Annotated in this window: 25 protein-coding genes; 8 read left to right on the top strand and 17 right to left on the bottom strand. The window is 66.3% G+C overall.

What is annotated here, in order from left to right:
• Positions 1 to 70 precede the first annotated feature (70 nt).
• Entirely contained in the window at positions 71 to 1285 is a 1215-nt protein-coding gene (locus NIBR502772_RS19955) for an AMP-binding protein (RefSeq protein WP_141141490.1), read from the top strand.
• A 79-nt stretch (positions 1286 to 1364) separates the two neighbouring features.
• Complete coding sequence (locus NIBR502772_RS19960; RefSeq protein WP_058931394.1) at positions 1365 to 2246, top strand: 1,4-dihydroxy-2-naphthoate polyprenyltransferase; 882 nt, start codon at positions 1365 to 1367, stop codon at positions 2244 to 2246.
• Here NIBR502772_RS19960 and NIBR502772_RS19965 read toward each other — a convergent pair.
• Positions 2243 to 2584, bottom strand: a complete 342-nt coding sequence (locus tag NIBR502772_RS19965) for a DUF4229 domain-containing protein (protein ID WP_141141491.1) — start codon at positions 2582 to 2584, stop codon at positions 2243 to 2245. The two genes, NIBR502772_RS19960 and NIBR502772_RS19965, sit on opposite strands and share 4 nt — an antisense overlap.
• Before the next feature lie 60 nt (positions 2585 to 2644).
• On the opposite strand from NIBR502772_RS19965, the gene NIBR502772_RS19970 reads away from it, so the two are divergent.
• Together NIBR502772_RS19970 and NIBR502772_RS19975 are read left to right on the top strand one after the other, a co-directional pair.
• Positions 2645 to 3106, top strand: coding sequence for a PLD nuclease N-terminal domain-containing protein (locus NIBR502772_RS19970; protein WP_141141492.1), 462 nt, complete (start codon positions 2645 to 2647; stop codon positions 3104 to 3106).
• 7 nt (positions 3107 to 3113) lie between these two features.
• Positions 3114 to 3737, top strand: a complete 624-nt coding sequence (locus NIBR502772_RS19975; protein WP_246848601.1) for a DUF6264 family protein — start codon at positions 3114 to 3116, stop codon at positions 3735 to 3737.
• A gap of 9 nt (positions 3738 to 3746) precedes the next feature.
• Here the strand turns inward: NIBR502772_RS19975 and NIBR502772_RS19980 are convergent, their stop codons facing one another.
• The 10 genes from NIBR502772_RS19980 to NIBR502772_RS20020 all read right to left on the bottom strand — a co-directional run bounded on the left by NIBR502772_RS19980 (position 3747) and on the right by NIBR502772_RS20020 (position 17994).
• Positions 3747 to 5240 (bottom strand): dynamin family protein, encoded by a 1494-nt coding sequence (locus NIBR502772_RS19980; protein WP_141141493.1) that lies wholly within the window; start codon positions 5238 to 5240, stop codon positions 3747 to 3749.
• The gene (locus NIBR502772_RS19985; RefSeq protein ID WP_141142180.1) at positions 5237 to 7228 is read right to left on the bottom strand and encodes a dynamin family protein; all 1992 of its coding nucleotides are present in this window, start codon (positions 7226 to 7228) and stop codon (positions 5237 to 5239) included. The genes NIBR502772_RS19980 and NIBR502772_RS19985 overlap by 4 nt, the downstream gene beginning before the upstream one ends.
• 159 nt (positions 7229 to 7387) lie before the next feature.
• Positions 7388 to 8545, bottom strand: a complete 1158-nt coding sequence (locus NIBR502772_RS22535; RefSeq protein WP_168223586.1) for an IniB N-terminal domain-containing protein — start codon at positions 8543 to 8545, stop codon at positions 7388 to 7390.
• A gap of 66 nt (positions 8546 to 8611) precedes the next feature.
• Entirely contained in the window at positions 8612 to 10765 is a 2154-nt protein-coding gene (locus NIBR502772_RS19990) for a LuxR C-terminal-related transcriptional regulator (protein ID WP_141141494.1), read from the bottom strand.
• Between the two features lie 3 nt (positions 10766 to 10768).
• Positions 10769 to 12868, bottom strand: a complete 2100-nt coding sequence (locus NIBR502772_RS19995; protein ID WP_141141495.1) for an Hsp70 family protein — start codon at positions 12866 to 12868, stop codon at positions 10769 to 10771.
• Positions 12869 to 13024: 156 nt separating this feature from the next.
• Complete coding sequence (gene ccsB / locus NIBR502772_RS20000) at positions 13025 to 14149, bottom strand: c-type cytochrome biogenesis protein CcsB (RefSeq protein ID WP_141141496.1); 1125 nt, start codon at positions 14147 to 14149, stop codon at positions 13025 to 13027.
• Complete coding sequence (locus NIBR502772_RS20005; RefSeq protein ID WP_141141497.1) at positions 14149 to 15906, bottom strand: cytochrome c biogenesis protein ResB; 1758 nt, start codon at positions 15904 to 15906, stop codon at positions 14149 to 14151. The genes ccsB and NIBR502772_RS20005 overlap by 1 nt, the downstream gene beginning before the upstream one ends.
• Entirely contained in the window at positions 15906 to 16661 is a 756-nt protein-coding gene (locus tag NIBR502772_RS20010; RefSeq protein ID WP_058931385.1) for a cytochrome c biogenesis CcdA family protein, read from the bottom strand. The genes NIBR502772_RS20005 and NIBR502772_RS20010 overlap by 1 nt, the downstream gene beginning before the upstream one ends.
• A 15-nt stretch (positions 16662 to 16676) precedes the next feature.
• A complete protein-coding gene (locus tag NIBR502772_RS20015) occupies positions 16677 to 17312 on the bottom strand; it encodes a TlpA disulfide reductase family protein (protein WP_210412328.1) in 636 nt (211 codons plus the stop codon).
• A 1-nt stretch (position 17313) separates the two neighbouring features.
• A complete protein-coding gene (locus tag NIBR502772_RS20020; protein WP_141141498.1) occupies positions 17314 to 17994 on the bottom strand; it encodes a histidine phosphatase family protein in 681 nt (226 codons plus the stop codon).
• Between the two features lie 201 nt (positions 17995 to 18195).
• Here NIBR502772_RS20020 and NIBR502772_RS20025 point away from each other — a divergent pair, with 201 nt between their 5' ends.
• The 3 genes from NIBR502772_RS20025 (at position 18196) to NIBR502772_RS20035 (ending at position 20603) form a co-directional block, all read left to right on the top strand.
• A complete protein-coding gene (locus tag NIBR502772_RS20025) occupies positions 18196 to 18744 on the top strand; it encodes a YceI family protein (protein WP_141141499.1) in 549 nt (182 codons plus the stop codon).
• A 107-nt stretch (positions 18745 to 18851) separates the two neighbouring features.
• Positions 18852 to 19604, top strand: a complete 753-nt coding sequence (locus NIBR502772_RS22905; protein ID WP_246848602.1) for a hypothetical protein — start codon at positions 18852 to 18854, stop codon at positions 19602 to 19604.
• Between the two features lie 180 nt (positions 19605 to 19784).
• Positions 19785 to 20603, top strand: coding sequence for a hypothetical protein (locus tag NIBR502772_RS20035; RefSeq protein WP_141141500.1), 819 nt, complete (start codon positions 19785 to 19787; stop codon positions 20601 to 20603).
• Between the two features lie 57 nt (positions 20604 to 20660).
• Here the strand turns inward: NIBR502772_RS20035 and NIBR502772_RS20040 are convergent, their stop codons facing one another.
• Both NIBR502772_RS20040 and NIBR502772_RS20045 read right to left on the bottom strand, forming a co-directional pair.
• Positions 20661 to 21386: a redox-sensing transcriptional repressor Rex gene (locus NIBR502772_RS20040; RefSeq protein ID WP_371706713.1), complete on the bottom strand. Its 726-nt coding sequence runs from the start codon at positions 21384 to 21386 to the stop codon at positions 20661 to 20663.
• An 89-nt stretch (positions 21387 to 21475) separates the two neighbouring features.
• Positions 21476 to 21730, bottom strand: coding sequence for a glutaredoxin family protein (locus tag NIBR502772_RS20045; protein ID WP_104060455.1), 255 nt, complete (start codon positions 21728 to 21730; stop codon positions 21476 to 21478).
• 162 nt (positions 21731 to 21892) lie between these two features.
• On the opposite strand from NIBR502772_RS20045, the gene NIBR502772_RS20050 reads away from it, so the two are divergent.
• Positions 21893 to 22711 carry an HAD family phosphatase gene (locus NIBR502772_RS20050; RefSeq protein WP_141141502.1) on the top strand — a complete coding sequence of 273 codons (819 nt, stop codon included), beginning with the start codon at positions 21893 to 21895 and terminating at the stop codon, positions 22709 to 22711.
• Between the two features lie 255 nt (positions 22712 to 22966).
• On the opposite strand, the gene NIBR502772_RS20055 is transcribed toward NIBR502772_RS20050, so the two are convergent.
• The 4 genes from NIBR502772_RS20055 to NIBR502772_RS20070 form a co-directional block, all read right to left on the bottom strand.
• On the bottom strand, positions 22967 to 23065 hold the full coding sequence (locus NIBR502772_RS20055; protein WP_003792170.1) for a 30S ribosomal protein bS22: 99 nt from the start codon (positions 23063 to 23065) through the stop codon (positions 22967 to 22969).
• 156 nt (positions 23066 to 23221) lie between these two features.
• Positions 23222 to 23434, bottom strand: a complete 213-nt coding sequence (locus NIBR502772_RS20060; RefSeq protein WP_058931377.1) for a helix-turn-helix domain-containing protein — start codon at positions 23432 to 23434, stop codon at positions 23222 to 23224.
• A 142-nt stretch (positions 23435 to 23576) separates the two neighbouring features.
• Positions 23577 to 24683 (bottom strand): 3-deoxy-7-phosphoheptulonate synthase, encoded by a 1107-nt coding sequence (locus tag NIBR502772_RS20065; protein WP_141141503.1) that lies wholly within the window; start codon positions 24681 to 24683, stop codon positions 23577 to 23579.
• A 246-nt stretch (positions 24684 to 24929) separates the two neighbouring features.
• Entirely contained in the window at positions 24930 to 25931 is a 1002-nt protein-coding gene (locus tag NIBR502772_RS20070; protein ID WP_141141504.1) for an acetylxylan esterase, read from the bottom strand.
• Positions 25932 to 26076 lie beyond the last annotated feature (145 nt).

Below are 26076 nucleotides of genomic sequence, written 5' to 3' on the forward strand. Positions count from 1 at the left end.
CACGTCTAGGCACAAACTTCCAAGCCGGCCGGCCTCCAGGCCCCGGCTGACTTCAAAGGCAGGACGGCACATGAATCTCGGAACCCAGACCACCGGTCCCACGGACATCGACCCGGTGCTCAAAGCCCTGGCCGCCGCCCTCCACGGTGAGGGACCCGCCGTCGAACTTTCCGCAGGCCCCAACGGCGAACTGGTGGTGGGACACACCGAGACGCCCGGCTGCGATGACGCCGTGGCGGTGGTCCGCACGTCCGGCTCGACGGGCGCGCCGAAGGCCACCATCCTGACCGTCGAGGCGCTGGCAGCCTCCTCCATGGCCACCGCCCTGGCGCTCAAGGGCGAAGGCCAGTGGCTCCTGGCCCTGCCCGTGCAGTACGTGGCAGGCGTGCAGGTCCTGGTGCGGTCACTGTTCGCCGGTACCCGCCCGTGGGTGATGGACATGTCCGGCGGTTTCACCCCCGAGGCGTTCACGGCCGGCGCCCTGGAGCTGACCGACAAGTTCCGCTTCACGTCGCTGGTACCCACCCAGCTCCAGCGCCTCCTGGAGGCGCCGTCACCGGAGACCCTGGCCGTCCTGCGGCGGTTCAACGCCATCCTGCTGGGCGGCTCACCGGCGTCGGCTGAACTGCTGGACGCGGCCCGCCAGGCCGGCGTCAGGGTGGTCACTACCTACGGGTCCGCCGAAACCTGCGGCGGCTGCGTGTACGACGGCGTGGCGCTGGAAGGTGTCCAGGTCCGGGTGGCCGACGACGGCCGCATCCTGCTGGGCGGCGACACCGTGGCCGCCGGCTATGTGGATGCGCCCGAAGCGACGGACACGTTTTTCGAGGAGGACGGCGTCCGCTGGTACCGCACCAATGACCTCGGCACGCTGGACGCGGACGGCCGGCTCACCGTGCTGGGCCGCGCCGACGACGTCATCATCACCGGCGGCGTCAAGGTCTCCGCCGCGCATGTGCAGGAAGAGCTGGAAAAGTCCGACGGCGTCGTGGCGGCTTTTGTGGCCGGCGTCCCGTCCACAGAATGGGGCCAGGCCGTGGCCGCGTTTGTTGCGTTCGACGCCGCTGCCTCGGGAGCAGTCGCGGACCCAGCCCCGGACTCAGGTGCGGCCGGCACCCCAGCAGGGGATCACGCCGTCGTGCTTAAGGAGGAATGGCACCGGCGGCTGGGCCTCCTGGCGCCGAAAACCGTGCTGGCTGCCCCGGAACTGCCGATGCTTCCGAACGGCAAGCCGGACCGCCTGGCGATGATCGAACGGCTCAACGCGCTGCACCAGGGAAAGTAGAGTAGAGCTGCACCGGCGGCCCGTTCGCGGCCGCCACCACCGTTTCGCCGTTCTCCCGACCCAACACGAGGTACTGACCGTGGCCACAGCCGCACAATGGATCCAAGGCGCCCGCCTCCGCACTTTGCCGGCCGCCATCGCCCCGGTACTGATCGGCACCGCCGCGGCCTACGAGCTGGATTCGTTCCGCCCCGTTAATGCCGTGCTGGCCGCCCTGGTGGCGCTGCTGCTGCAGATCGGCGTGAACTACGCCAACGATTATTCCGACGGCGTCCGCGGCACCGACGAGGACCGCGTGGGACCCCTGCGGCTGGTGGGTTCCGGCGCCGCCCAGCCGGAACACGTCAAATATGCAGCGTTCGGGGCCTTTGCCGTGGCCATGCTGTTCGGCCTGGCGCTGGTGTTGATCACCCAGAGCTGGTGGCTGATCCTGGTGGGAGTCGGCTGCGTCATGGCCGCGTGGGGCTACACCGGCGGCAAGAACCCGTACGGCTACATGGGCCTGGGCGACGTTTTTGTGTTTGTCTTCTTCGGCCTGGTGGCAACACTCGGCACCACTTACACCCAGGCCGGCCAGGTCAACCTGCCGGCCGTTATCGGCGCGATCGGCACCGGCCTCATTGCCTGCGCCCTGCTGATGGCCAACAACGTCCGCGACATCCCCACCGACATCCAGGCCGGCAAAAAGACGCTGGCCGTGCGCCTGGGCGACAAGCACGCCCGCGAAAGCTACGTGCTGATGCTCGCCGTGGCCATCCTGCTGGTGGTCATCCTGGCTCCCGGGCGGCCGTGGATGCTGATCGTGCTGCTGCTCATCCCGGCGTGCCTGATGCCCGCCTGGCTGATGATCAACGGCCGCAAGCGCAAAAGCCTCATTCCCGTGCTGCAGCAGACCGGCCTGATCAACCTCGGCTACAGCCTGCTGTTCTCACTGGGACTGGTGCTCAGCCACGGATTCTAGGCCTCGGGGGCCTTCGGGGCCGGCGTTCCGGTTTCGGGGGCCTTCGGGCCGCTGTTCCGGATGGTGACATCCGGGTTGGCGTCCAGGAGGCTGTCCTCGGCTTCGGCGTCGGCCACCTCGCTTTCACTGCGCAGCGGCTTGGCCTTGCCGGATAGCCGGCCGTGAATGGCGGCAGCGGCGGCGTCGCGCTGTTTCTGGAAGAAAAGGTAGCTGACCGCAAACGCGATCAGCGCTGCGCAGATGACTGACAGCACCGCCCCCAGCTCCAGGAACATAAAAAGCACAAAGAGCGGCGCAAACAGCGCCAGCCGGATCAGGGAGTATTTCAGAAAAGCCACGGTTCAAGTTTAGCCGCCCTGCCTGAACGCCCCCGGCCTGCGGACGATAGACTTAATGGCATGCTCTTCCGTGTGGTTCTCGCCGTCGCAGTTCTCGTCATCTTTGTGTACGGCCTGGTGGACGTGATCCGCACTGACGGCCGCCTCACCCGCGGGATCTCCAAGCCGGCCTGGATCGTGGTGATGATTGTCCTTCCGGTGCTCGGAGCCATCCTCTGGCTGCTGATCGGCCGTCCGCGTGACTCAGCCCCGGTCCGCCAACCACGCAGCCATCCCACCGCCCCGGATGATGATCCCGATTTCCTCCGCAACCTGGAAATGCGCCGCCGCAACCAGGCCGAGGCTGCCCGCCTGAAGAAGCTCAAGGATGACCTTGAGACGAACGCCAAGGCCGACGGCGGTCCCGCTGGCACCGGACAGAACAACGCAGGTACGCGGGGCAAGGATGGGATCGGCCACGACGAAGCCGGCGGTGCCAGCACGGGAGACGCGGACACCCACGATACCGGCGACGTAAAGTAGGCAAAACGTGGCCCAGCACCCCGACGGAGAATCCCAACAGCCAGTTGCACCCGCCGGGGCTGCCACGCCCCCTCTGCCGCCGCCGCGGCCCGGGCTGTCCTACGCCGCGCCGGCGCCCATCGTTGTCATTCCGCCGGCACCGCGGAGCGTCCGCCTGGCGCGGACCTTTTGGCTGCTCAGCTTCGTTGCAGGCCTGGCCGTAGTTGTCGGTTCATTCCTGACCCGCGACTCACACCTGGAGCGGCTCCGCACTGTGGTGGACCAGATGTCGCCCGGCGGCGGACCTGACGCTGTGACCACATCCGCGGCCATTGTTTTCTGGGGCAGCCTGGGCGCCCTGCTGCTGGTGATGCTGTTTGAAGCGGCGGCGCTGGCTATTTTCGCAGCGCGCCGCGGCTGGTCCCGCTGGCTGCTGATCCCGCTGCTGGCCGGGCAAGTGGTGGTCATGGTGGTGGCCGCAGCTTTCCTCGTACCCGACGGCGACGCCGGCAGTTACGTTGTGATGCTCTGGGGAGCCCAGCTACTCCTCGCGTTCTTCGGCCTGGTGGCGGTTTTTGTGCCGTCGGCGGGCAGGTGGCTCACGGCGCGGATCCAGTCGGCGCAGGTCAGGCCGGCGCGGACGCGGCAATAAGGGCCGACCTCAAGCGGACTGCGGGTCGAGTTGCAGGGCCGAGCATTCGGCCACGACGCCCTCACAGCTGCGCATCACCACGCGGCAGGCCTCAACGGCTGACCGCTCCGTCAGCGGGTTTTCCGATACCGTCCGCCACCGGTTTAGGAAGCGGCGGGCTTCGGCCAGGACTACGTCCGGTCCGGCATCCGGAGCCAGCCCCATCCTCAGGGCGGGCGCCGCACCCCAGCCGCCGACCAGCATTTCAGCCTCCGCCGCCAATTCATCACTGAGGGATACCCCCGTGGTACGGATCGTGGCGAGCAGGCGGAGCTCACGAAACTCATGGGCGTTGGCCTGAAGGCGTTCCAAGGCTGCGGCCAGGCGGCCGGCCCCCTCCCTGGGCGCGGTGCGCAGCAAGCTTTCCACTCCCACCAAGGCAGTACGGGCTTTGAGGGCATCCCCGCGGGCCTGGAACTGCCGGGCCACAAGGTGCAGCAACGGGTCCAACCCGCTGCGCCGGGCCAGTTCATGCGCCAGTGGCGTGGGTTCAGTGAATCCACTCCGAATCAGCACCACGCCCAGGCGTATCCCGAACAGCCCGAACCGCTCAAGGAGGGAGGCCCGGGCGTCGGCGCCCAGGCTTTGCGGGACACTGGCCCTGATGAACCTGTCCGCCGAGAGCAGCATCCGTTCCCGGGCCGACCGCTCCATGCCGGCCAGGACCTGCAGGGACTCGAAGTCCGACTGGCGCATGCTGCGTGCGCTTTGCGCCAGCAGCCCGGCCACCGGGACCACCCCCAACGCCAGCTTCCGCAGGCTGTGGTCCCGGCGGTACCGGTCAGCGATGTCACCTGCGGAGAGCAGCGAATCAATGCGGCCCGCACCGATCTCGTCGGCGCGGGACAGCACGGCAAGGGCGTTCACGGTTCCCGACCTACCCGCCTCGGTATCCCTGAAGGATTCGAGGAACCGCAGGTCCGAGGCGTGCATGTGGCGCATGAGGTAAATGATGGCATCAGCCTCGGAGGGCGCGTCCACGGGGATGAGGAAATCGGTGGACCGGGCAGAGACGTCTTCGGACAACGAGGCAATTCCCGGGGTGTCTATCAGGGTGAGCTCGCGCAGGGCCGGCGAGGGCCACTCCACCACCAGCCGTTCCATGTCCTCGGCGCGGGCGTTGCCCAGGACAAACACCAGGCGGCCGTCCACGCGCTTCAGCGGCAGGATACGCGGTTCACCGGCGATGGGGTAGGCCGTGATCCGCGGCGTGTGCCCGTAGCGGTACCAGGTCACAATCTTTGTGCATTCCCCGGTGTCGGTCGGGGCGATCTCTTCCCCGATGATGGCGTTCAGCAGCGTGGATTTTCCCGCCTTGACCATGCCTGCCACAGCGAGCCTGAGGGGCTCGGAGAGCCGCCGGGCATAAGTCTCCAATGCCGCAGCCGCAGCGGGGTCGTCCGCATACACAAGCAGGGCGTCCTGGATCAGGTCCGCCACTCCTGCGCTGATGGACTCCTTCATCTGCCCGCCGCACCCACCGGCGCAGTGCCCACCGACTGGCTCCCCGTCGTCGGACTTCCCGACGCCGGGTTTCCCATCGCCGGGTTTCCCATCGCCGGACTTCCCGACGCCGTGCCGCGCCCGGCCGGAGACTTCTCCGCCGAAGACTGCGCGGCCTGCGGCCCCGGGGATTGGGCCACTTCGGCGGCCACCAGGCCGGCGGCATGGTGCAGGGCGTCCACCTTCTTGAGCTCGGCCTTGATCTCGCGGATGCGAATGTCCTTTTCCAGCGTGTAGGTGGTGGCTGCCTTCTGGGCCGCCGCCACCGAATCCGCCAGGGAGCGATGGTTTTCGTCCGCGATTTCCGTGAAGTGGTCCCGGGTGGAGCGCTGCACCAGCCGGAGCCGGTCCTTGAGCTGCTTGCCCACCTGGAACGTGACATCGTCCAGCTGCCGGCGGACCAGCGCCTTGGCTTCGGCCTGCCGGCGCTTCAGCCGTGCTTCCTTGTCCTCGCGGTACGCCTTGCGGCCCAGCAGCAGGCCCGCGCCCACTGACAAAGGATTGATCAGGGCCATGCCAAAAATCCCGGTCAGGAGCCCGAACATCAGCACGCCGCCGTAGGATCCGCGCATGCCGATCAGGACCTTCTGCAGGGGGTTGATGTGCCCGTCGTCGAGCCTTGGCATGGTGTCCACCGGGTCCAACGCGTCGTCGGTGTCCGAGATGTGAAGCACCGGCAGGGCCACTTCGTCCTCTGAAAAATGCTCCGCCACCTGCGCGGCCAGCCACTGCGCGCGTTCGCTGGTCCACACAAACGTGTCCGAGATCGCGGCGGCGGCACACTCCTCGAGCCACGCGGAAAACTGGGTCCAGGTGGGGCCGGGATCGCCCTGGTCAATAGCGGCCTCGGCTTCGCGCTGGATGCGCCGCAGACGGTCCCGGAGGTCGTACTCCATGTCCGCGATCAGGTCGCCGATGCCGTCGTTGAGCGTAATCTGCCACCGGGCGGAACGTTTGCGCAGCTCATCGGCCTGTGACTTCGCCTCCTCCAGCCCTGCAATCATCCGCGGCGTCCCGTGCGGATCCTCAAGCGCTCCCAGCTCGGACCGCAGGGACAGGCGCAGGTTCTCAGTCACGGAAAGCAAGTCCTGGCTGACGGAGCGCCGTTGCAGCCGTTCCGCCTTGCCCACAATTTCATTCCGGAGGTGGCCGATCAACACGGGGAAACCCGACTCGGCGTTGAGTTCGCTGTCCTGCAGGCGTGCAGCCTCCAGCCGGAGATCCGAGGAAACCGCGAACAGCGGGATGTCCGGCGCCACCTGCGCGAGCTGGGCACGGTCCATGGCCTCCACACGCCGCCAGTCCGGATACAGGTCCGTTTTGGACAGGATGCCCGCAACGCTCGGGGTGATCCGCATGGCCTGGCGCAGGAACCGCATTTCGGGCTCGGTGTATTCCTGCGAGGCATCTGAAACCAGCAGCATGGCGTCCGCTGTGGGCAAGGCTGTGAGGGTGGTCAATGTGTGCGAGGAGCCCAGTCCTCCCACACCCGGCGAATCGATGACCGTCAGCCCGCCGGCCAGGACCTTGCGGGGCAGGAAAACTTCGGCCGCTACCAGCTTCTTGACGTTTCCGGGGTTGCCCCGCTCGGAAACGTAGGCCGCCAGGTCCGCTATGTTGATGGGCTGCCGCTCGATTGCGGCGTCGTCGCCGGGCTCTGTGCCGGCTTTGGGCAGCAGGATGGCGGCGGACGCGGGTTCCCCGTTGCGGACCACGGTGGGCACGGAGGTGGCGATGTCGTCGTCGACAGGGCACACCGGGGCGTTCACCAGGGCGTTGATAAGTTTGCTTTTTCCTTGCTTGAATTCCCCCACCACGATCACGCGGATACTCGGATCCTTCAGCCGTCGCAGGGTCTGGTCCAGGCGTTTCCGCAGGTCCGCGCGGTCCCCTGTCCCCACCAGCTCGATGCCCTGCTCCACCAGCAACGCCAGCTGGCCGGCGTTCATCGGCACCGGCGCATGTCCAGGGCCTCCCGGTCGTTGCGATTCAGCCATAATCTGTCCTTTGCAGCAGGGGTGCGGGTGGGGCGGGGGATAATCCGCGAAGAGCCCGGCAGGAGGTCGATGGCCTCCTGCCGGGCGCTCCCGGTACCCGGAACTTGATGTTTATAGGCTGATCTCCGAATCTTCGACCGCGACGTCGGTGTCCACAGCCACGTCAGTGTTCGTCGAGTTGTCCTCGGTGGAGTTGTCCTGGAAAGAATCCTCAACCACAACCTCAACCGGGTTGAAGGAATCAACCACCTCCACCTCGGTGGTCTCCGCCTGCGAGTTGTCGTTGAAGGAGTCCTCAACCGCAACCTCGGTGTTGGTGGTGTTATCCGAGTTGTCCTGGAAGGAATCCTCAATCGCAACATCGGTGGTGGAGTTGTCTTCGGTGGAGTTGTCCTCGGTGGAGTTGTCTTCGATGGAGTTGTCCGAGTTGTCGTTGACTACGAGGGAGTTGTCCTCGGTGGAGTTATCGGAGTTGTCCTGGAAGGAATCCTCAATCTTCACCGAGTTATCCTCCGAGTTATCCACGGAGTTATCCGAGTTGTCCGAGTTATCCGAATTATCGGAGTTGTCCGAGTTGTCGTTGAACGAATCAGCGACATCAATGTCAACGTCGGTGTTGAACGAATCTGCCACATCCAGATCGCGGTTGCCGATGTTGACGTCGCCGCCGGCGGTGATCGAGTTGTCCGTGGAATTGTCCGTGGTGTTGTCCGTGTTGTACGAATCGGTGGTGTTGTAGGAGTCCCGGACGTTGTTGTCGTCTCCGGCAGCCAGGGCCTTATCACCGGATGCGATGACAGCCTCGTTGTCGAACCACTGGTTCACGTCGCCGTCGGCCCAGATGTTCTGGTTGACCGACTGGTCCGTGATCGTGTCCCGGTCATCCACCGTTGAGGTGTAGGAGTAGTTGTTCACCACGTGGTGCAGCTGCTGGACGGCATGGGCGTGATCGTCATGGTGGTCGTGCCCCGGAGTGTGTCCAGAACCGCCGCCTCCAGGAGGCGGGGTGTGGCCGGCGCCGCCGATGCCTCCGGTCCATGAGGTGTTCCCGCCGGTGTTGTACTCCCGGTCGAAGGAAGAAGCGTTGACAGTGATGGGTGCGTAGTCCAGGACAACCGGCATAGCGGCGTCAACATCGGCGGAGCAGACTCCGCGCAGGCCGGCACCCTCGAGTGAACGCTCCGGATCGTGCAGGAACTCCTGGGCAGCGGCGGGGTTGTTGAACAGGCCCATGAGGAACTGAACGAGCTGGTTTGCGAGTGTAGGCATTGGATGGTCCTCAAATCATCTCGGAGTTGTGGATCGCCAGGCCTCGGTGCCGGGCTTAAATCAAACCTAAGGTCCTTCGTAGGGGCCGGACATCGGGTTGTGTCCCCGTACCCGGATGCCCCGCATTAGGGGTTTGCCTGTTTCGTGGCTAGGGGCAGCAGTGGCTCCGTCCTGGCCCGGATGATCTGCAGTTAGCGCCAGCCTCAGGCGGACCAACAGATCGGAGCGGTTTTCGGCCCCAAGCCTCCGCCGCATCCTGGCAATGTGATGTTCAGCGGTCCGGGGGGAAATGTAGATGGCTTCGCCGATTTCCCGGTACGTCTTCCCTTCCAGGACCAACCGCGCCACTTCCTTTTCGCGTTCGCTGAGCCCCGAGGCGTCAGGATGCGCGCCATGGTTGTTCTCGGCGGCGCCGCGGCGTACTTCCGGTGACGGCCCGGCGGGTGGCCCGGTGGTTCCACTCTGCGGGTGGAGGTCCCTGGCGCAGGCAAGGAGCCGCATCATGTCCCTGCGCTCGTCTGCCTGCGCGGCCGCATGTCCTGCCAGCCGGGCCCCTTCCCATGGCATGCCCACCACTTTCAGTCCCCGGGCTGCGTTCTCCACATCCGTCGCCTGGAACCGGCCGGCCAGGACGCTGACCCAGGCCTTGCCTGCCGCGGCGAACACAGTGGCCATGTGACTGTATTCCGAGGCCCGCACCAGCGCTGCTGCGTGCGGGGCAAGGTCGGCCGGGCTCTTGTTCAGCAGGGCAGCCTGGACCGCCGCCCAGTGAAGCGGGACGGCCCACAGGGGCGGCTCCCCCAGCTTGGTCAGCAGGACCCACGCTTCATCCAGATAATGCGCGACGCGCCGGGTCTCCCGCAACCGGGCGGCAGCAATCATCAGTTCGCCCCACGGCAGCAGGCTGTAAAGGTCGACGGCTGTGTGCAGCATCGCTTCGCGGGCGCGCTCCCAGGCCATCACCAGGTCATGGACGTCGCCGCTGCGCCGCGCAAGGCCCACTTCCAGGGCGGCGCACATGAACTCGTCCCTGGGCACCAGCGGCCAGTGGTTGGCTTTGGAGGCTTCGTTGATGGCCAGCCGTGCTTCGCCCGGATCGTCCTGCTGCATGGCCGACCATGCCTGCAAGAGGTGGAGCCGTGGCTTGGCGGCGTCACCGCCCTGCCTCGCTGTGACGGCGGAGCGGATGATGGTGTCCGCTACGTGGGATTCACCGCTGTGGAGGGCCACTAACGCGGCCAACGCTCCAGGGGTGTCCGGAAGGGGCAGCGCTGAACCGGACGCATTGAGCATGTCTGAAGCATGGATCAGCAGGGGAAGGCCCTTGTGTGGATCCCGCTCCATCGACTCCATCACGCCCTTGCCCGTTTGCGAAAGCGCCACCGCCAGTAATGTGGGCGACACCGGTGCCGACCCGGCGGGAAAGGCCTCTTCCGCACCTGCCCGGTCGCCGCTGCCGATCATGGCCACCGCGGCAAGCGGGGCGGATCGGCCCATGTTCGCCGGACCAAGCCAGGCATAGAGGTCGGCACTGCGGACCAGCAGCCCGCGCTGTGCCCAGACGGAAGCAGCAACATCCACGCCAAGTCTGACATCCGGCGGATCAGAGCTCACCAGGAGCCCGTCAATAATCCGGCCGGCGGCGTCAAGGTCACCCGTAGCGGCTGCGGCCTGGGCGCGGCGGGCAGCGATGCGCAGTTCGTTCGCCCCTGCCAGCAGCGCTTCGCTGTACAGCTGCACGGCCAGACCGGGGTTGAGCTGCAGCGCTTTGTCCGCTGCGGCTTCGAGTTCGGCGGCGACCCTCGGGTCCGCCAGTCCGCCCCTCGCCAGCTCGCGGGCAAGGTCGCCGAAGGGCTGGCCCTCGGCCGAAACAAAACCGACGAGTTCCCGCTGCAATGCATGCACACGGGCTGTGGGCGTGCCGTTCAGGAGCGCGTGTTGCGCGGGGCCAACGACTGTCCCGTCAGTAAGCAGCAGGCCGGAGGCCTCGGCGCGGTTTACCACGGCGTCCAGGCCCGGACCGTCAGGGCCTTCCAGCTTGTGCGCCAGCTCACCGGGCAGCGGACCGGGCAAGGTGAACCCCACGGACAGCGCCAGCAGGAGTTCACGGACTGCCGCATTCTCGCCCCGCAACTGCTGTGCCATATCAGCGGCTCCGGCGGGAGCCGACGTCCCTGCCTCGTGCAGTTCCCGTTCGGGCTGCGTATGATTGGCGGCCATGCCTCAGACCGCCGGCTCGGTAGTTGGGACAGGATCCGTGGTGGGGGACGGTTCCGCGAACGGGTCGGGCTCCGGCGCAGGGTCCGTCGTCGGATCGGGCTCCGGCGCAGGTGCCGACGACGGCTCTGGAGCCGGGCCCATGGTCGGATCCGGCGCAGGGTCAGTAGTCGGATCCGGAGCCGGGTCAGTGGTCGGATTGGTGGTCGGATCCGGCGCAGGGTCAGTAGTCGGATCCGGAGCCGGGTCAGTGGTCGGATTGGTGGTCGGATCCGGCGCAGGGTCAGTGGTAGGACCCGGGGCCGGGTCAGTGGTCGGATCCGGTACAGGATCGACGGGCAATGGGACCACGTCCGGCGGCGGATCCGTCGTCGGGCTGGTCACTGTACCCGGGGTGGAGCCTCCGGAACCCTGTGCAGGCTCACCAGAAGTGCCCGTCCCGGCAGCGGCTCCGCCGGCTGCTGGTTGGCCTGCTTCGGTAAGTGGCCTGCTGGTGGACGAGGCAGCAATGTCCAGTCCCGTGGAACTGGCCGGCGCGCCGCTGTCCTGCAGCTGGGCGCTGGCTTCAATCCCCTGCACGGGGAGCTGCGCCGCGCCTGCTCCTGCTACTGCCGCGCCTGCTCCTGCCGCGGGGCCACCGGAGCCAGGTCCGCCGGTTCCGTCAGGAGGAGCAGCGCTTGGCGTGTCCTTCGCCGCATCCGCCGACGGGGCGAACATCGCCGAGAGGCTGCCGAGTCCGTCCGGGCCCTGGGCTGCCGTCGCCGTCAGCCCGGTAAAGAGCGCCGCTACCGCTGCTACCGCAGTCAGCCGCACGGTCGGACGTGGCCCGTGCGCGCCGCCCTTGCGCCCGCCAGCATGGGCACCGGCGGCATGGGCGCCGGCGGCGAGTGCTGCAGCACCGGCGTCGGCATGCCGGGACCAGCTGGCTCGTCGGCCGGCAGTCCCATGATGCCCGTCAGCCTGCGTGAGCACGACGGCGTCGGCCAGCTGTGCGGTCATGGCAGCGGGCTGCGCGGCGCCCTCCGGCTGAGCGCGAAGGGCGGCAACCGCCGCGCCGAGGCAGATGGATGACTTCGGATCGGCGTCCACGGCGATCGGCCGGTCCAGCTGCTCCGAAATCAGCTGTGCCACCAGGGGAATGCGCGATGAGCCGCCGATGAGAAGCACCGCGGACAGGTCGTCCGGGGTGAGCCCCAGGTCCTGCAGGGAACGCTCCAGGGCGTCCACTGTTTCCCGGATGGGCTCCCTGATCATCGCCTCGAAGTCGGACCGGACCAGCCGCACCTGCTGCTGGAATCCCGGCAGGAGCACCGAAATGCTCGCCTCGCTGTCCGCGGACAACGCCTCCTTGGCTTCCACACACTCCCGCCGCAGGCGGGACAGGGCCGCCAGCGCTCCGGGCGCCGACGGGTCAAGATTGGCCAGGCCCTGCCCGGCGTGATCGGCAACGTACCGCAGGACGGCTGCGTCGAAGTCGGCGCCGCCCAGCCCCTCGATCCCTTCGGGCCGGCCCAGCAGTTCAAAGTGGCCGGCGTCCGTCTTCTTCAGGACGGCGGTGTCAAAGGTCCCGCCACCGAGGTCGTAGACGGCGATGGTACTGCCAGCCTCCACCCGCACCTGGGCGGCGTAGTGCAGCGCCGCCGCTTCCGGTTCGCTGATCAGCGTGACCTTTGTCAGGTCTTTTGAGGCAAGGGCAGCGAGGACGAGCTGCGTTCGGTGCGCACCCCAGGAGGCAGGGTGGGAAAGGATAATGTCCGACGGCGGCGCTCCCTCGCGTTCTTCAGCCCGGTCTGCGACCCATCGGGCCATAGTGGCGAAGACGTCCTCAGCAGGGAGGGAAAGAGTGCCGACGGCAATGGGGACGTCGTCTCCGACGCGCCTTTTGAACTCCCGCACCACCCGCTCCGGGGAGTCAAGGCCGCGGCGCTCGGCCGCCTCCCCCACCAGGATGGGGCCTTCCTCGGGGTAGTAAACCACCGAAGGCACAGCCGTTCCGCGGAGCCCCAGCGGCAGGCTCTCCGGAACACGTGAAGCGTCGTGATTGATTCGAACTATGGCGGCGGCGGTGAAACTGGTCCCGACGTCAAGGGCGAGAACATAGTTCATGGGCACCTCGGCAAAAAACGCAGCTAGCTGTCTGCGAGCTTCATCACTGACAACTCCCACCAAGGTAGCATCACCGTCTGCGGGGCAACACCCTTATTCATACATCGATTGGCGTATCAGTCGACCGCTGCCAAGGACAGCTGGAGAAACCCCAGTTCAGAGGCCCGAATAGGAGTGCAGACCGTTAAAGAACTGGTTGACGATGGTGAAATTGAAGACCACGCAGAGGTAGCCGACGATCGACAGCCACGCGGCTCGGGTGCCGGTCCAGCCACGCGTGGCGCGGGCGTGCAGGTAGCCCGCGTAGACCACCCAGATCACGAAGGTCCAGACTTCCTTGGTGTCCCAGCCCCAGAACCGGCCCCAGGCTTTTTCAGCCCAGATGGCACCGAACATGAGGGTGAAGGTCCAGCCGATGAAGGCGATGGCGTTGATCCGGTAGGACAGGTTTTCCAGGCTCAGTGCCGAGGGAACCAGCCGCATAAAGCCAAGCTTGTCAGCACCACCGGCAGCCACCGTCTTTTGCCGGTGGGACTGGACCAGCTGCAGGGCGGACATGGCGAACGTGAGGGTGAAGAGTGCGGAGGAGAGCACCGCGATGGAGACGTGGATGATCAGCCAGTAGCTCTGCAGCGCAGGGACCAGGTGGCCCACGGGGGTCCAGTAAGCCACCGAGGCGGCCACCAGCATGATGATGGCCAGGCCCACCACAAACGTGCCCAGGAACCGCAGGTCGCGGCGGATCAGCACCAGCAGGAAAACCGCCACGGCCACAAACGCGCCGGTGGTCAGGAACTCGTACATGTTGCCCCACGGCACCCGGCCTGCACCCACGGCACGCGTGATGACGCCGGCGGCATGGATCAGCACGCCGAGAACGGTGAGGGCAACGGCGACCCGCGCCGGAACGCGGCGTTCCGCCGCATAGCGCATATCGGCGTCGGCCGTCTGCCCGGCCCCGGAAGCGTCGCCGCCCCGCTTGGCCACGGACGACGACGGCCGCTCGACCCGTCCCACCGGTCCGGCCAGGTGCGAGTCAACCCTGTCCGTTGCCACACTGTCGGCTGCCGCGGCTGAACCAGCAGACGCACCGGCGCCGGCCATCGCGGGCACCCTGGTCCCGGCAGCCTCGGCCGCCTTCAGGTCTATGGCGCGCAGCGCCCTGCTGCTCTTCGCGAGGTCCCAGGCGAAGGCGATGAAGGCCACGGTGTACGTGCCGGCTGCGAGCAGCATAAACAGCTCGCTGTACTGGCCCATGGTTTCGTTGATGGCGAACGGCATTACTGGTCCTTTTTCGGCCCGGTGGGGCCCGCTGGGGTGGTGACAGAGTCTGCGCCATTATCGCCCTGGCGGCTGGGAGTTTGCTGGGTGACGCTGGAATCGGAATCGTCAGCAGATTCGACGGAATCGGAATCCGCAAGCTGCCACTCGTCGGACAGCAGCTTCCTGACGGCAACCGCTTCCGCGGCGAGCCGGTGGTCCTCACCGCGGGCAAGCAGGCCATACTCCACCATGGTGCGGCCGTCCTCGTGCGTCCCGGTCCGCACCCAGACGCGGCGCCGGTTCACGTAGAGCGAGACGATCAGGCCGCCCACGGCCAGCAGCGCGAAAATGAGGGCGTAGAGCTGGCCCGGGTTGTGGTGGATGTCCACGCCCACGTACCGCTTCACGCTGTCAAAGCTGATGCTGCCCTTGCCGTCCGGCAGGGTGTAGGTGCTGCCCGGAGCCAGGGTGATGCCGCCGGCGTCCAGGTTGCGGGCGTTCAGCGGCGTGAGGTCACTGACGTCGAGTTCAAAGACGTTCTGCGGCGAGCCGGCGTCCAGGCCAAGGTCCCCGAAGTAGGAGTTCAGGGTCAGCCGCGGGTTGAACAGGTCCGGATCGCCGCTGAAGGACACCCCCTCCTCGGTGACAAACGCCGTGGGCAGGAAAAACCCCACGAAGCCCAGCTGTTCGGGCCGGGCGTCGGGGACCTTGATCACCAGGGAGGAGTAGTAGTTGTCACCCTGGAGCTTGGCCACCACGGGACCCTGCATGGCCACGTTGCCGGCGCCGTCGCGGATGGTCACCACGGGCGCGTAGCCGTTGCCCGTGAGGTAGATGCTGGTGCCGCCGAGGGTCACGGGATCGTTGACCTTCAGGACTTCCTGCTTGGCGGGCGAGTCCGGGGTTTCCCGGGTGGTGACTTCGGCGTTGAAGTCGATGGGCTGGCCGATTTTGCCTGGTGATTCGCGGTCAAACAAGACGTCGAATTTGTCCAGCTGGATGGAGTACGGCTGCAGCTGGCTGGACTGGAAGTTCGTGCCGGGGGTGAACTGGTCGTAGCCCACCAGCGTGTTCACGAAGGTGTCGCCCTCCACCAGGATGCGCTGGCCGCTGTAGCCGAACAGGCCGCCCACGGCCACGGACACCAGCACACCGATCAGCGACGTGTGGAACACCAGGTTCCCTACCTCCTTGGCGAAGCCGCGTTCGGCGCCCAAAGACGGCCGCGCGCCGTCGTCGTCCCTCACGTCAACGCGGTAGCCGCGCTTCCTGAGCACGCCGGCGGCACTGCGGATGGCGTCCGACGCCGGGAGGCCGGCGTCGGCGGGAACCACCAGGGTGCCGTACTCGGGGAGGCGGGAGAGACGTTTGGGGGTCCGCGGCGGCTGGGAGCGCATGGCCCTGTAGTGGGCGATGGCGCGCGGGACCACGCAGCCGATCAGCGAGATGAACAGCAGGATGTAGATGGCCGAGAACCAGGCCGACGAGTAGACGTCGTAGAGCTGGAGGGTGTCCAGCAGCTTCCCGTAGTCCGGGTTGTCCTTGATGTACTGCGTCACGATGGACGGGTTGGCCGGGCGCTGCGGGAAGAGCGAACCGGGCACCGCGGCGACAGCCAGGAGCAGCAGCAGGAACAGCGCCGTGCGCATGCTGGTCAGCTGGGTCCAGGCCCAACGCAGCATCTCCACCGGCCCCAGGACTGGCAGCGCCGCCTCGGTTTTGGCGGCGGCAACGGGTGCCGGGGACTTTTTGTTTTCTTTCACGCGCTCGCTCATCAGATCGGCAACTTCACATCGGTTTGGAACCAGTACTGCAACTCGGTGACCCAGGTGCCCCAGACGCCGCTGGCCATCAGCAGGCCCAGCACCACCAGGATCCCGCCGCCGATCCGCTGGATGGCCAGGCGGTGCGTGCGGAAGAAGGACATCACACCCATGCCGCGTCGCACCGCCAGGGCGATCAGCAGGAACGGGATGCCCAGGCCCAGGCTGTAGACAAACGCCAGGAGGGCACCCTTGGCTGCGGAGGAACCGCCGGACAGGCTCAGGAGCTGGACGGCAGAGTAGGTGGGCCCGATGCACGGGGCCCAGCCCAGGCCGAACGTGAGGCCCAGCAACGGCGCGCCCCACAGGCCGGCCGGCGGCTTGGCATGGATCTTCGCATCACGCTGCAGCCAGCCGAAACCGCCCATAAACACCACGCCCATAAGGATGACCAGGAGCCCCAGCAGCTGGGTGATCCAGGCATTCTGCGAGCCGGTGATCAGGGTGCCAAGCTGGCCGAACGCGCCGCCCAGGAGCACGAAAATCACCGAGAACCCCAGCACAAAAAGCCCGATGCCCGCAAGCATCCGGCCGCGCTTCTGCTTCTCCAGGTCCACGCCGCTCAGGCCGGTGACGTAGCCCAGGTAGCCGGGCACCAGGGGCAGCACGCACGGCGAGAGGAAGGACACCAGGCCGGCGAGCAGCGCCACCGGGATGGCAAGCAGGAGCGAGCCGTTCAGGATGGTTTCGGCGAAGGGGCTGTTCACGGTCCGGGGCCGCCGCTACTCTGCCACGGCGGCGGTGATGAGGGCTTTGAGGGTGCCCTTCTGGATTTCGCCCAGCACGCGCGAGGCCACGCGGCCCTGCTTGTCCAGGACCAGCGTGGTGGGGACCGCTCCCGGCGGGACCAGCCCGGAGACGGCCAGGAGCACGCCGCCGTTCTTGTCATCGAAGCTGGGGTAGGTCAGGTTGAAGGTCTTATCAAAGGCCTCTGCAGTGCCTTTTTCATCGCGGAGGTTGACGCCAAAGAACTGCACGCCCTGGTCCTTGAAGTCCTGGTGCAGCTCTTCCAGGATGGGTGCTTCAACGCGGCAGGGTGCGCAGGCGGCGAACCAGAAGTTCAGGACGGTCACCTTGCCTTGGAAGTCCGCGGGGGCTATCTGGGTGCCGTTGAACAGTGTGCCGTTAATGGCGACGGCGGCCTTGCGGTCCGCGGCGGTGAACTCGGTCACCGAGCCGTCCCCGGCCACGTAGTTCTTGTTGTCGCCGGCTTTGGCCTGCTTGGCGAGGGCGTCTTCCTGCGCGCAGGCGGACAGCCCCAGGGTCAGGGCGGTCAGGGCGGCGCCGCCGGCAACGAGCACGGCGCGGCGGGATGCTGTGCCTGAAATTGCGCGGGATGTTGCGCGAGGGTCAGTCATGTCAGGCTCCGGGGGTGCTGGCGGCGCCGGGAAGAAGTACGGCAGCGGGCTCACTGTACTCAACGCGCAGGAGCGAGCCGTCGTCGTCGAACACCAGGGAGGTGATGGACGTCAGCGTGCACTCGCGCTTGCGCGGGTCATGCCACAGCGGCCTGCCTTCGGCGCTGAGGCGGGTGGCCCAGATGGGGAGCTGGTGGCTAACCATGATGGCTTCCGGCCCATCGGTTCCGTAGTCGCCGGTGGCCAGTTCGATGGCCCGGAGCCGGGCGTCCTCAACAGCTGACATGACGCGCGCGGCCTGCGCCTTGTACGGTTCGCCCCAGGACGGCCGGAACGGGTTGACCAGGTGCGGCCAGTGCTTGGGCTTCCGGAGCTCGGCCTTGGTGACCTTCATGCCCTGGAAGTAGTTTTCCGCTTCGATGATGCGGCTGTCCGTGTGGAGTTCCAGGCCAAGCGCCTCTGCCGTGGGGGCCGCTGTTTCCTGCGCCCTGACCAGCGGCGACGCCGCGAGATAGACGATCCGTGCCCCGCGCGCGGCACGTTCGGCGAAGTGGTCGGCGAGCATCTGCGCCATTTCCCGGCCCAGCTCGGAGAGGTGGAATTCGGGCAGCCTGCCGTACAGAACGCGGTCAGGATTGTGGACCTCGCCGTGGCGGAGCAGATGGACAGTGGATTGGGGCATGTTTACCAGTTTCTCAAAGATGGCGTGCGATCCGAAATCTTCTACATCCAGTAGAACTCAAATTTTTGGAAAAATGTTCCGGAACCGGGAACAAAACATGCAAACGCATGTTTATACTGGATGCAGCGGATAGTTGAGGATTCAACAGATGAAGCGTCAAGCTATCCGGAAGTACCACCCGACAAACCAAGGAGAAACACCATGACTCTTCCCGCAGACGTCACCACCGGCACCTGGACCCTCGACAACTCGCACAGCGAGATCGCCTTCACCGTCCGGCACGCAGGCATCAGCAAGGTCCGCGGCCAGTTCAAGGATGCCGTGGCAACCCTGGACCTCGCCGACAACGTGGCCGATTCCAAGATCAGCGCCACCATCCAGACCGCCAGCTTCGACTCCGGCGATGTCAACCGCGACGGCCACGTCCGCGGCGAAGACTTCTTCGACGTCGAGACCTTCCCGGAAATCTCCTTCGTCTCCAACAGCCTCGTGGCCAAAGGCAACAGCTACGAGCTGACCGGGGACCTCACCATCAAGGGTGTCACCCGCCCCGTTGCCCTTGAGACCGAGTTCAACGGCGTGGCCGTGGACCCGTTCGGCATGACCCGTGCCGGCGTCTCCGCTGAAACCACCATCAGCCGCAAGGACTTCGGCCTGACCTGGAACGCCGTGCTGGAAGCCGGCGGCGTGCTGGTCAGCGACAAGGTTGCCGTCAACCTGGAGCTCGCGTTCATCGCACCCGCAGCATAGTTTTCTTCCTGAAGCACCCCGGCCGCCAATTCCCCGGAATCTGGCGGCCGGGGTGCTTTGTTTTTATCCCCTAGATACAGGCGGATACGCGGTCTACAGTGAGACCCATGAGCAACAGTGAAGTACCACAGCCACAGCAGCCCCAGCAGCCCGGCGCCGAGCAACCGGGCGCCCAGCCGCCCGTCACTCAGCCGCCTGTCACTCAACCCCCTGCCGGCAACGTACCGCCTGCAGGCAACGTTCCTCCGGCCGGCTACCAGCCGCCACCCGCCTACCCGCAGCCGGGCCAGGCTTATCCCGCGCCGGGCCAGGCCTACCCGCAGCCCGGCCAGCCATACAACCAGCCTGGCCAACCGGGCGGCTTCCGCTTTGAGATGCCAACCGACGGCCCCCGCAACTTCAACGACGTTATGCCCAAGGCCGGGTTCTCCGGCATGTTCAGCGTGACCGGGCTGCCCACCGAGCTCAAGGTCTCGTACTGGATCTGGCTCATCGGCGGCATGCTGGGAGTCCTTGGCGGCCTGTTCGGCGTGTTGGGTTCGCTGGCGTTGTTCGTCGTGGCACCCGGGCTGGCCGTTGTGGTCCTCCTGCTCGTCCTGGTGGCACTGGCCCTGGCGGCGGCCCAGATTGTCCTGGTCCTGAAGATGAAGGAGGGCAAGGAATGGGCAAGACTTGCGCTCACCATCGTGGCCGGCGTTTCGCTGGTGCTCGCCGTGCTTGGCGGCAGCGTGGGCGGCGGCGGCATGGGCCAAGGCATCGGCAACAACTGGCTGGGCTTCCTCATCAGCGCCGCGGCAACGGTGCTCATGTGGCTGCCGAACTCGCAGGCCTGGTTCAACGCCGCCAAGGGCCGCGCGTAGACCGGATCCAGTAGAAACACAGCCTTGCGCGACGCCCGCTGAGTTCTGTGGGAATACCTCTCCGGAATGATCCCCCGCGGCACCCGCCGGGGGTACGGTGGGAAGTAAGCCGTACTGGGGGCAGGCCAGTTGGACTGCACCCAGCAGCCGAACTGACATCCGACCTGCAAAGGACCGCTCATGAGCACTCCTGTCCCGCCTCCCGTTCCGAACGAGCCCGAGCCCGGCAACCAGCCGCCAGCGCCCCGATACGGCGAGAACAGCCCGCAGTTCGGGCAGCCCACACCGCCGGCGCCACAGTACGGGCAAAACGCCCCGCAGTATGGCCAGCAGACTCCCCCGGCACCCCAGTACGGGCAAAACGCACCGCAGTACGGGCAAAACGCCCCGCAGTATGGCCAGAACAACGCGCCGCAGTTCGGCCAGCCCACGCCTCCGCCTTATGGCCAGCAGCCGTACGGGCAGTCCCCCTACGCGCAGTACCCGTCCGAGCAGCCGCAGGCCACGGGATCCAACGGGGTTCCCCAGCTGGTCAACATCTCGTTCTGGCTGCTGATTGGCGCGGGTGTTGTGTATGTCATCAGCCTGCTGATGGGCATTGGCATGCTTGACGATCCGTTGTTCCGGAATGCGTTCGACGACGCCATGCGCAGCAGCGGTGCCACTGGTGCGGAATTCGCGTTCGACGACTTCAAGGGTGTCATTGCCGGATCGCTCGTGGTCTTCGCGATCATCGGTGCGGGGTTGTACGCGCTCGTGGCGTTCTTCGTCCGCAAGGGCAAGAACTGGGCCCGCATCCTCGGTACGGTTTTCGCGGCACTGTCCATTTTCGGCCTCTTCGGACCACCGAGCCTCGGAACTGTGGGAACGCTGGCCGGGATCGCAGCGATCGTGCTGCTCTACCTGCCGGCCGCGGCACCTTACTTCCGCAAGCAGCAGCCGTTCGCTAACCCGTACGGCGCCCCGGGCACCACGCCTGGCAACCCGTACGGGCAGTAGTACCAACGAGCCGCATCCACACCCTAACGGGCGTGGGCCCCATCAGCCGCCGACGAACTAGGCGGTCTGGTCCGGGGTCTGCGCCCGTTGTGCGTGATAGGCGAGGATCTGCAGTTCGGTGGCCATATCCACCTTGCGGAGGTTGACGCCCTCGGGGACCTGCAGCATAACGGGGGCGAAGCTCAGGATGCTGTGGACGCCGGCCGCCACCACGCGGTCGCACACGGCCTGCGCCGCATGGGCCGGAAGTGCCAGGACCACCATGTTGGCGCCCGTCCGCTGCAACACGGCCTCCATGTCCGCAGAGTCGCTGACGCGCAGCCAGCCCACTTCATTGCCCACCACCATCTGGTCGGCGTCGAAAATTGCCACGACGTCAAACCCGCGGGACTCGAAGCCGCCGTAGCGGGCCAGGGCCTTGCCGAGGTTACCCGCGCCAACAATGGCGACCTTCCAGTCGTGGGTCAGCCCCAGGGCCGCGGAGATGTGACGGCTCAGGTACTGCACTTCGTAGCCCACTCCGCGCGTGCCGTAGGAACCCACATAGGAAAGGTCCTTGCGAAGGGTTGACGAGCTCACTCCTGACGCTTCCGCCAGCGATTCCGAAGATACCCGTTCGACGCCGTCGGACAGCAGCGTGTTAAGGGCGCGCAGGTAGATGGTCAGCCGGGCCACTGCGGCGGGCGGTATTTGCTTGGTGGACTCGGCGCCGTGGACGGGCTGTGCACTGTGGCCAGCCTCTGTACCTTGGACAGCATGGGGAGATGGATCCAGTGAAGTCACTATCCCCTCCATCCCATCGCGTCGTGACTCCACTCTAGAGCCCCGCAGCTGGTGCCAACAAAGCCGGTGTCATTCTGCGGGCCGCTTTCCTATTGGGCCATGGCGCGTTTGAGGACGCGCTCCAGCCGGGCTTCGTCGATCTTCCAGAAATCGCGTTGGATTCCATCCACCAGGACTACGGGAATTTCCTCCGCGTACCGCTCACGCAGTTCCGGCAGCTCGTCCACCTGCTGTTCCGTCCACCCGAGTCCCAGCGAGGCAGTAACGCGTCCGACGGCGTCGCGCGCTCCTGCACACAGGTGACAGTCTGCCTTGGTGATGAGGACTACCTCGGGTTTTGCCATGCATTAACCGTATCGCCCTTCAGGGCAGAGAGCTGGGCAGAGGACAGCGGCCGACGGCGGGTCGTACGGCGGGTCGTACGGCGACGCGGGTATCCGGGCGAGCGCTGGCACTCGCGCTGGCACTGAAATCTTGGTCACCGAGTATTGACTAGACTCGTGGACATGCCCGAGGAGAAGTACGTCGCTGTGGTGACCCAGCCGGATGCGTTGATGCAGACCGGCGAAGCCGCCTTCTTCGACGTCGATAACACCCTCATGAAGGGCGCCAGCCTCTTCCATGTTGCCCGCAAGATGCACCAACGCGGCGCCTTCACCCTGACGCAGGCTGCGGGGTTCGCGTGGAAGCAGTTCAAATTTGTGGCGCGCGGCGAGAACATGGACGATGTCCACGCTGTCCGCGACTCCGCCCTCACCCTCGCCGAGGGCATCACCGTGGAAGACGTCAAGGCCCTGGGCGAAGAGGTCTACGACGAAATGATCGCGTCCCGGATCTGGCCCGGCGCCAAGGCACTGGCGCAGCAGCACCTGCGCGTGGGCCGGCGGGTCTGGCTGGTTACCGCAACCCCCATCGAGGTTGCCGCGGTCATTTCCACCAGGCTCGGCCTGACCGGAGCCTTGGGCACCGTGGGCGAGATTGCCGATGGCATGTACACCGGCCGGCTGGTGGGCGACATCCTGCACGGTTCCGCCAAGGCAGTGGCTGTGCAGGCCCTGGCCCACGCCGAAGGCCTGGACCTTAAGCGGTGCTGGGCCTACAGCGACTCATACAATGACATCCCGCTGCTGACCCTCGTGGGGCACCCGGTAGCCATCAACCCTGATGCCAGGCTCCGCCGCCACGCGCGGGACAATAACTGGCCGGTCTACGACTTCCGTTCCGGCCGCCGCGCCGCCACCCTGGGCCTCAAGGCAGCAACGGCCGGCGGCGCCGTGTACGGTCTCTGGCGCGGCTACTCCCGGATGCGCGGCCCCCGGGCTTAAGCCGCCGCCGCAACTGTCGCCGTCGACGTTTCACGTAGGAGCGCATCGCGGCCGAACGAGCGACAGAGGTCGCCCAGCGACCGACGGAGCTCCTTTCGGCGGAAGTGAAAGCCCGCGGGTCCCGGCCCGAGCTTGCGAGGGTTGGGCAGGGCTGAACGCTAAGCGACGGTGAAACGTCGATGGCGACCTCACCCGACGCAAAAAAATGCCCGCTGCCGGGAAGGCAACGGGCATTTCACGCTTGTCGAAGTATCTCTACTTCTTATTGCGGCGCTGGTGACGGGTCTTACGAAGCAACTTGCGGTGCTTCTTCTTGGCCATACGCTTGCGACGCTTCTTAATAACTGAACCCACGAAAGTTCCTCACAAACTAGATGCAGTACCTGTCTGATGGAAATGGTCCGTGGACAGAGCTACAGACTGAAACAACTGACAGATTCTTACAATGACGTAAAACGTTCCTTAACAGGGTACCGCTTCTTGGCGATGCCCACTGACCGCAGGTAATGCTCAGGCGGTTTCGGAGTGCCCGTCCACCACAGCACCCTTGAGGTACTGCTCGACGGCGCTCTCCGGCACCCGGTACGACCGGCCGAAACGCACCGCGGGCATTTCGCCTGAGTGGACCAACCGATAGACGGTCATTTTGGAGACGCGCATGACCTCGGCCACTTCGGCCACGGTCAGGAACTTCGCGTTCGAGAAGTTCTGTTCTGCGGACATTTCCCTATTCCTTTGCTGATGGATGACGACAATACCCCAGCTTTGATTCATATTCGGTGTGCCGATGCTGAGCCATCCACCAACCATGTGTTAGATACTCTAGAGGTTCATGGGGCTGTAGTGAAAGTCATCCGGGCAATCATTAAGCGGTCCGGCGCTTCCTGGCGGACGCCGCGAGCTGATCGAGGACCGAAACGGAGACGTCCCAATCCATGCACGCGTCCGTGACACTCTGCCCGTAGACCAGTTCCGCCCGGCCCGCCGCATGCTCGGTGACATCCAGGTTCTGGGCTCCGCCCACCAGGAAGCTCTCCAGCATGACACCCGCGATGGCCTGTGCCGCCTCGCCGCCGTCCTCCAGCTGCGCGCCGATTTCCAGCGCCACTTCCGCCTGCCGGTGGTGGCTCTTGCCGCTGTTGGCGTGGCTGGCGTCCACGATCAGCCGCGGGTTGAGCCCCTTGCCGGCGAGCTTGGCGGAGGCGCTTTCGACGTCGGCCGCTGAGTAGTTAGGCCCCTTCCGTCCACCCCGGAGGATGACGTGGGTGTCCGGGTTCCCGGCGGTGGCCACCAGCGCGGCCCGGCCGTCGCCGTCGATCCCCAGGAATGCCTGCGCGGCAGCGGCGGCGCCGCACGCGTCGAGCGCCACCTGGAGGTCGCCGTCGGTCCCGTTCTTGAAGCCGATGGGCATGGAGAGACCGGAGGCAAGCTGGCGATGGATCTGGCTCTCGGTGGTGCGCGCCCCGATGGCTCCCCACGAGATCAGGTCCGCCATGTACTGGGGGCTGATGGGTTCCAGGAATTCGGTGGCCGTGGGCAGTCCCAGCGCGGTGACCTGCTGCAGGAATTCCCGGGCGGTCCGGAGCCCGGTGACCATGTCATGGCTGCCGTCCAGGCGAGGATCGTTGATCAGGCCCTTCCAGCCCACCGTCGTGCGGGGCTTTTCGAAGTACGTGCGCATCACGATCAGGAGGTCGTCACGGTGCTTCTCGGCCTGGCTGACCAGCCGGCGGGCGTATTCCAGTCCAGCCTTGGGATCGTGGATGGAGCAGGGGCCCACGATGACCAGCAGCCTGTCGTCCACGCCGTCCATGATGGCCCGGACTTCGTCGCGGCCACGCTCGACGACGTCCGTCACCCGGGCGTCCAGGGGCAGCTCGGCGATGAGCTCCTGGGGCGAGGGCAGCGGCGTGAATTCGCTGACGCGCAGATTGGACGTGGATTTTGCGGGGGTGGCTGTCGCGGTGCTCATGTTCGGGTCCTGTTCCAGATAGGAAGCGGGCCCAGATCAGAACCCGCCGGAGAAATGGCGAAGGGCAGAGAATGATCTCTGCCCTGTTGGCTCTGAAGGAAGATGGATGCGTGTCAGTTAGACGCGGGCTCCTCCAGAGCCAACGAAAAATACGCATACCAACGGTTTGTCATAGGCAAACCATAACCGCGCGCTGTGACGGCCGCAAAATCACGGCCGTCACACATGGAAATCCGGGCCCCCAAGTCAGCCCAGGAGCTCGCGGAGGTACTGCAGCTGCCTGATCCAGTGGTGCTCCTGGCCGCCCTCGTGGTTGTTGAACCGGTAGACCTCGATCTCCTTTTGTGCCGCGGAGCCGCTGCCGTAGGCGTTGAAGCTGGCGAACACGGTGGATGGCGGGCAGACATCGTCCATCTGCGCCACCGAGTACAGGGCCGGTGCGGTGGCCGCCCGCGCAAGGTTGACGCCGTCGAAATAGTTCAGGACCGCGAGCATCGGCTCATACCGGTCCCGGTGCCTGCCCAGGAACGCCGCGATTTCCGGATAGGGGCCGCGGGCCGCGATGTCGATGGACCTGGGGAAGTCCTGCAGGAAGGGGACGTCGGGCAGCGCGGCGATGACGCCGTCGAGCCTTCCGGCCACCAGACCCGCAACCGCCACCACAATGCCGCCGCCCTGGCTGATTCCGGCCAGGACCACGCGCGCAGGATCCACCTCCGGGTGGGACTGCGCCGCTTCCACCGCGCGGAACGCGTCCACATACACGCGGCGGTAGTAGTAGTCCTCGCGGCTGCCGGCGCCCCTGGTCATCAGCCCCGCGTAGGCCACCTCGCCCGCAGACGGGTGGGGATCCGCCGTCTGGCCGAGGATCCCGCCATAGCCCTGGCCGCGGGTGTCCATGATGAAATGCGCATAGCCGGCCTGCGCCCATTTGGTGTCCTGGTTGACGAGGCCGCGGCCGCCGGAGTACCCGATGTACTGCACGACGACGGGCAGCCGGCTTCCGGCGCGCCGGTTCGCCGGGAGGTGCAGCCAGCCCTTGATGGGTGCGCCGTCGTAGCCGGCGAACGTCACGTCGAAGGTGTCGATGACCGACAGGTGGTTCTCGACCGGCCCGAACGTGGCGTTGAGCGGGAACGTCCGGGCCTCGTCGAGCGTGGCGTCCCAGAAGTCCTGCAGGTCGGCCGGCGGCGTGACCCGCGAGGTGTAGCCGCGGAGCTGGTCAAGGGGAAGGTCGAAGAGGGGCATGCTGCTGTCCGGTCCTGTCTCGTCGGGTTGCTATCGGAGATCCTACGTCACGCAACCCACCCGGCGGCGCCTTCTTTGAGCGCGAAACGACACTTGGGGCCCTGCGATTAGGGCCCCAAGTGTCCCCTCGCGCTGGGTTGTTCGC

It is taken from the genome of Pseudarthrobacter sp. NIBRBAC000502772, from assembly GCF_006517235.1.
Classification (GTDB): domain Bacteria; phylum Actinomycetota; class Actinomycetes; order Actinomycetales; family Micrococcaceae; genus Arthrobacter.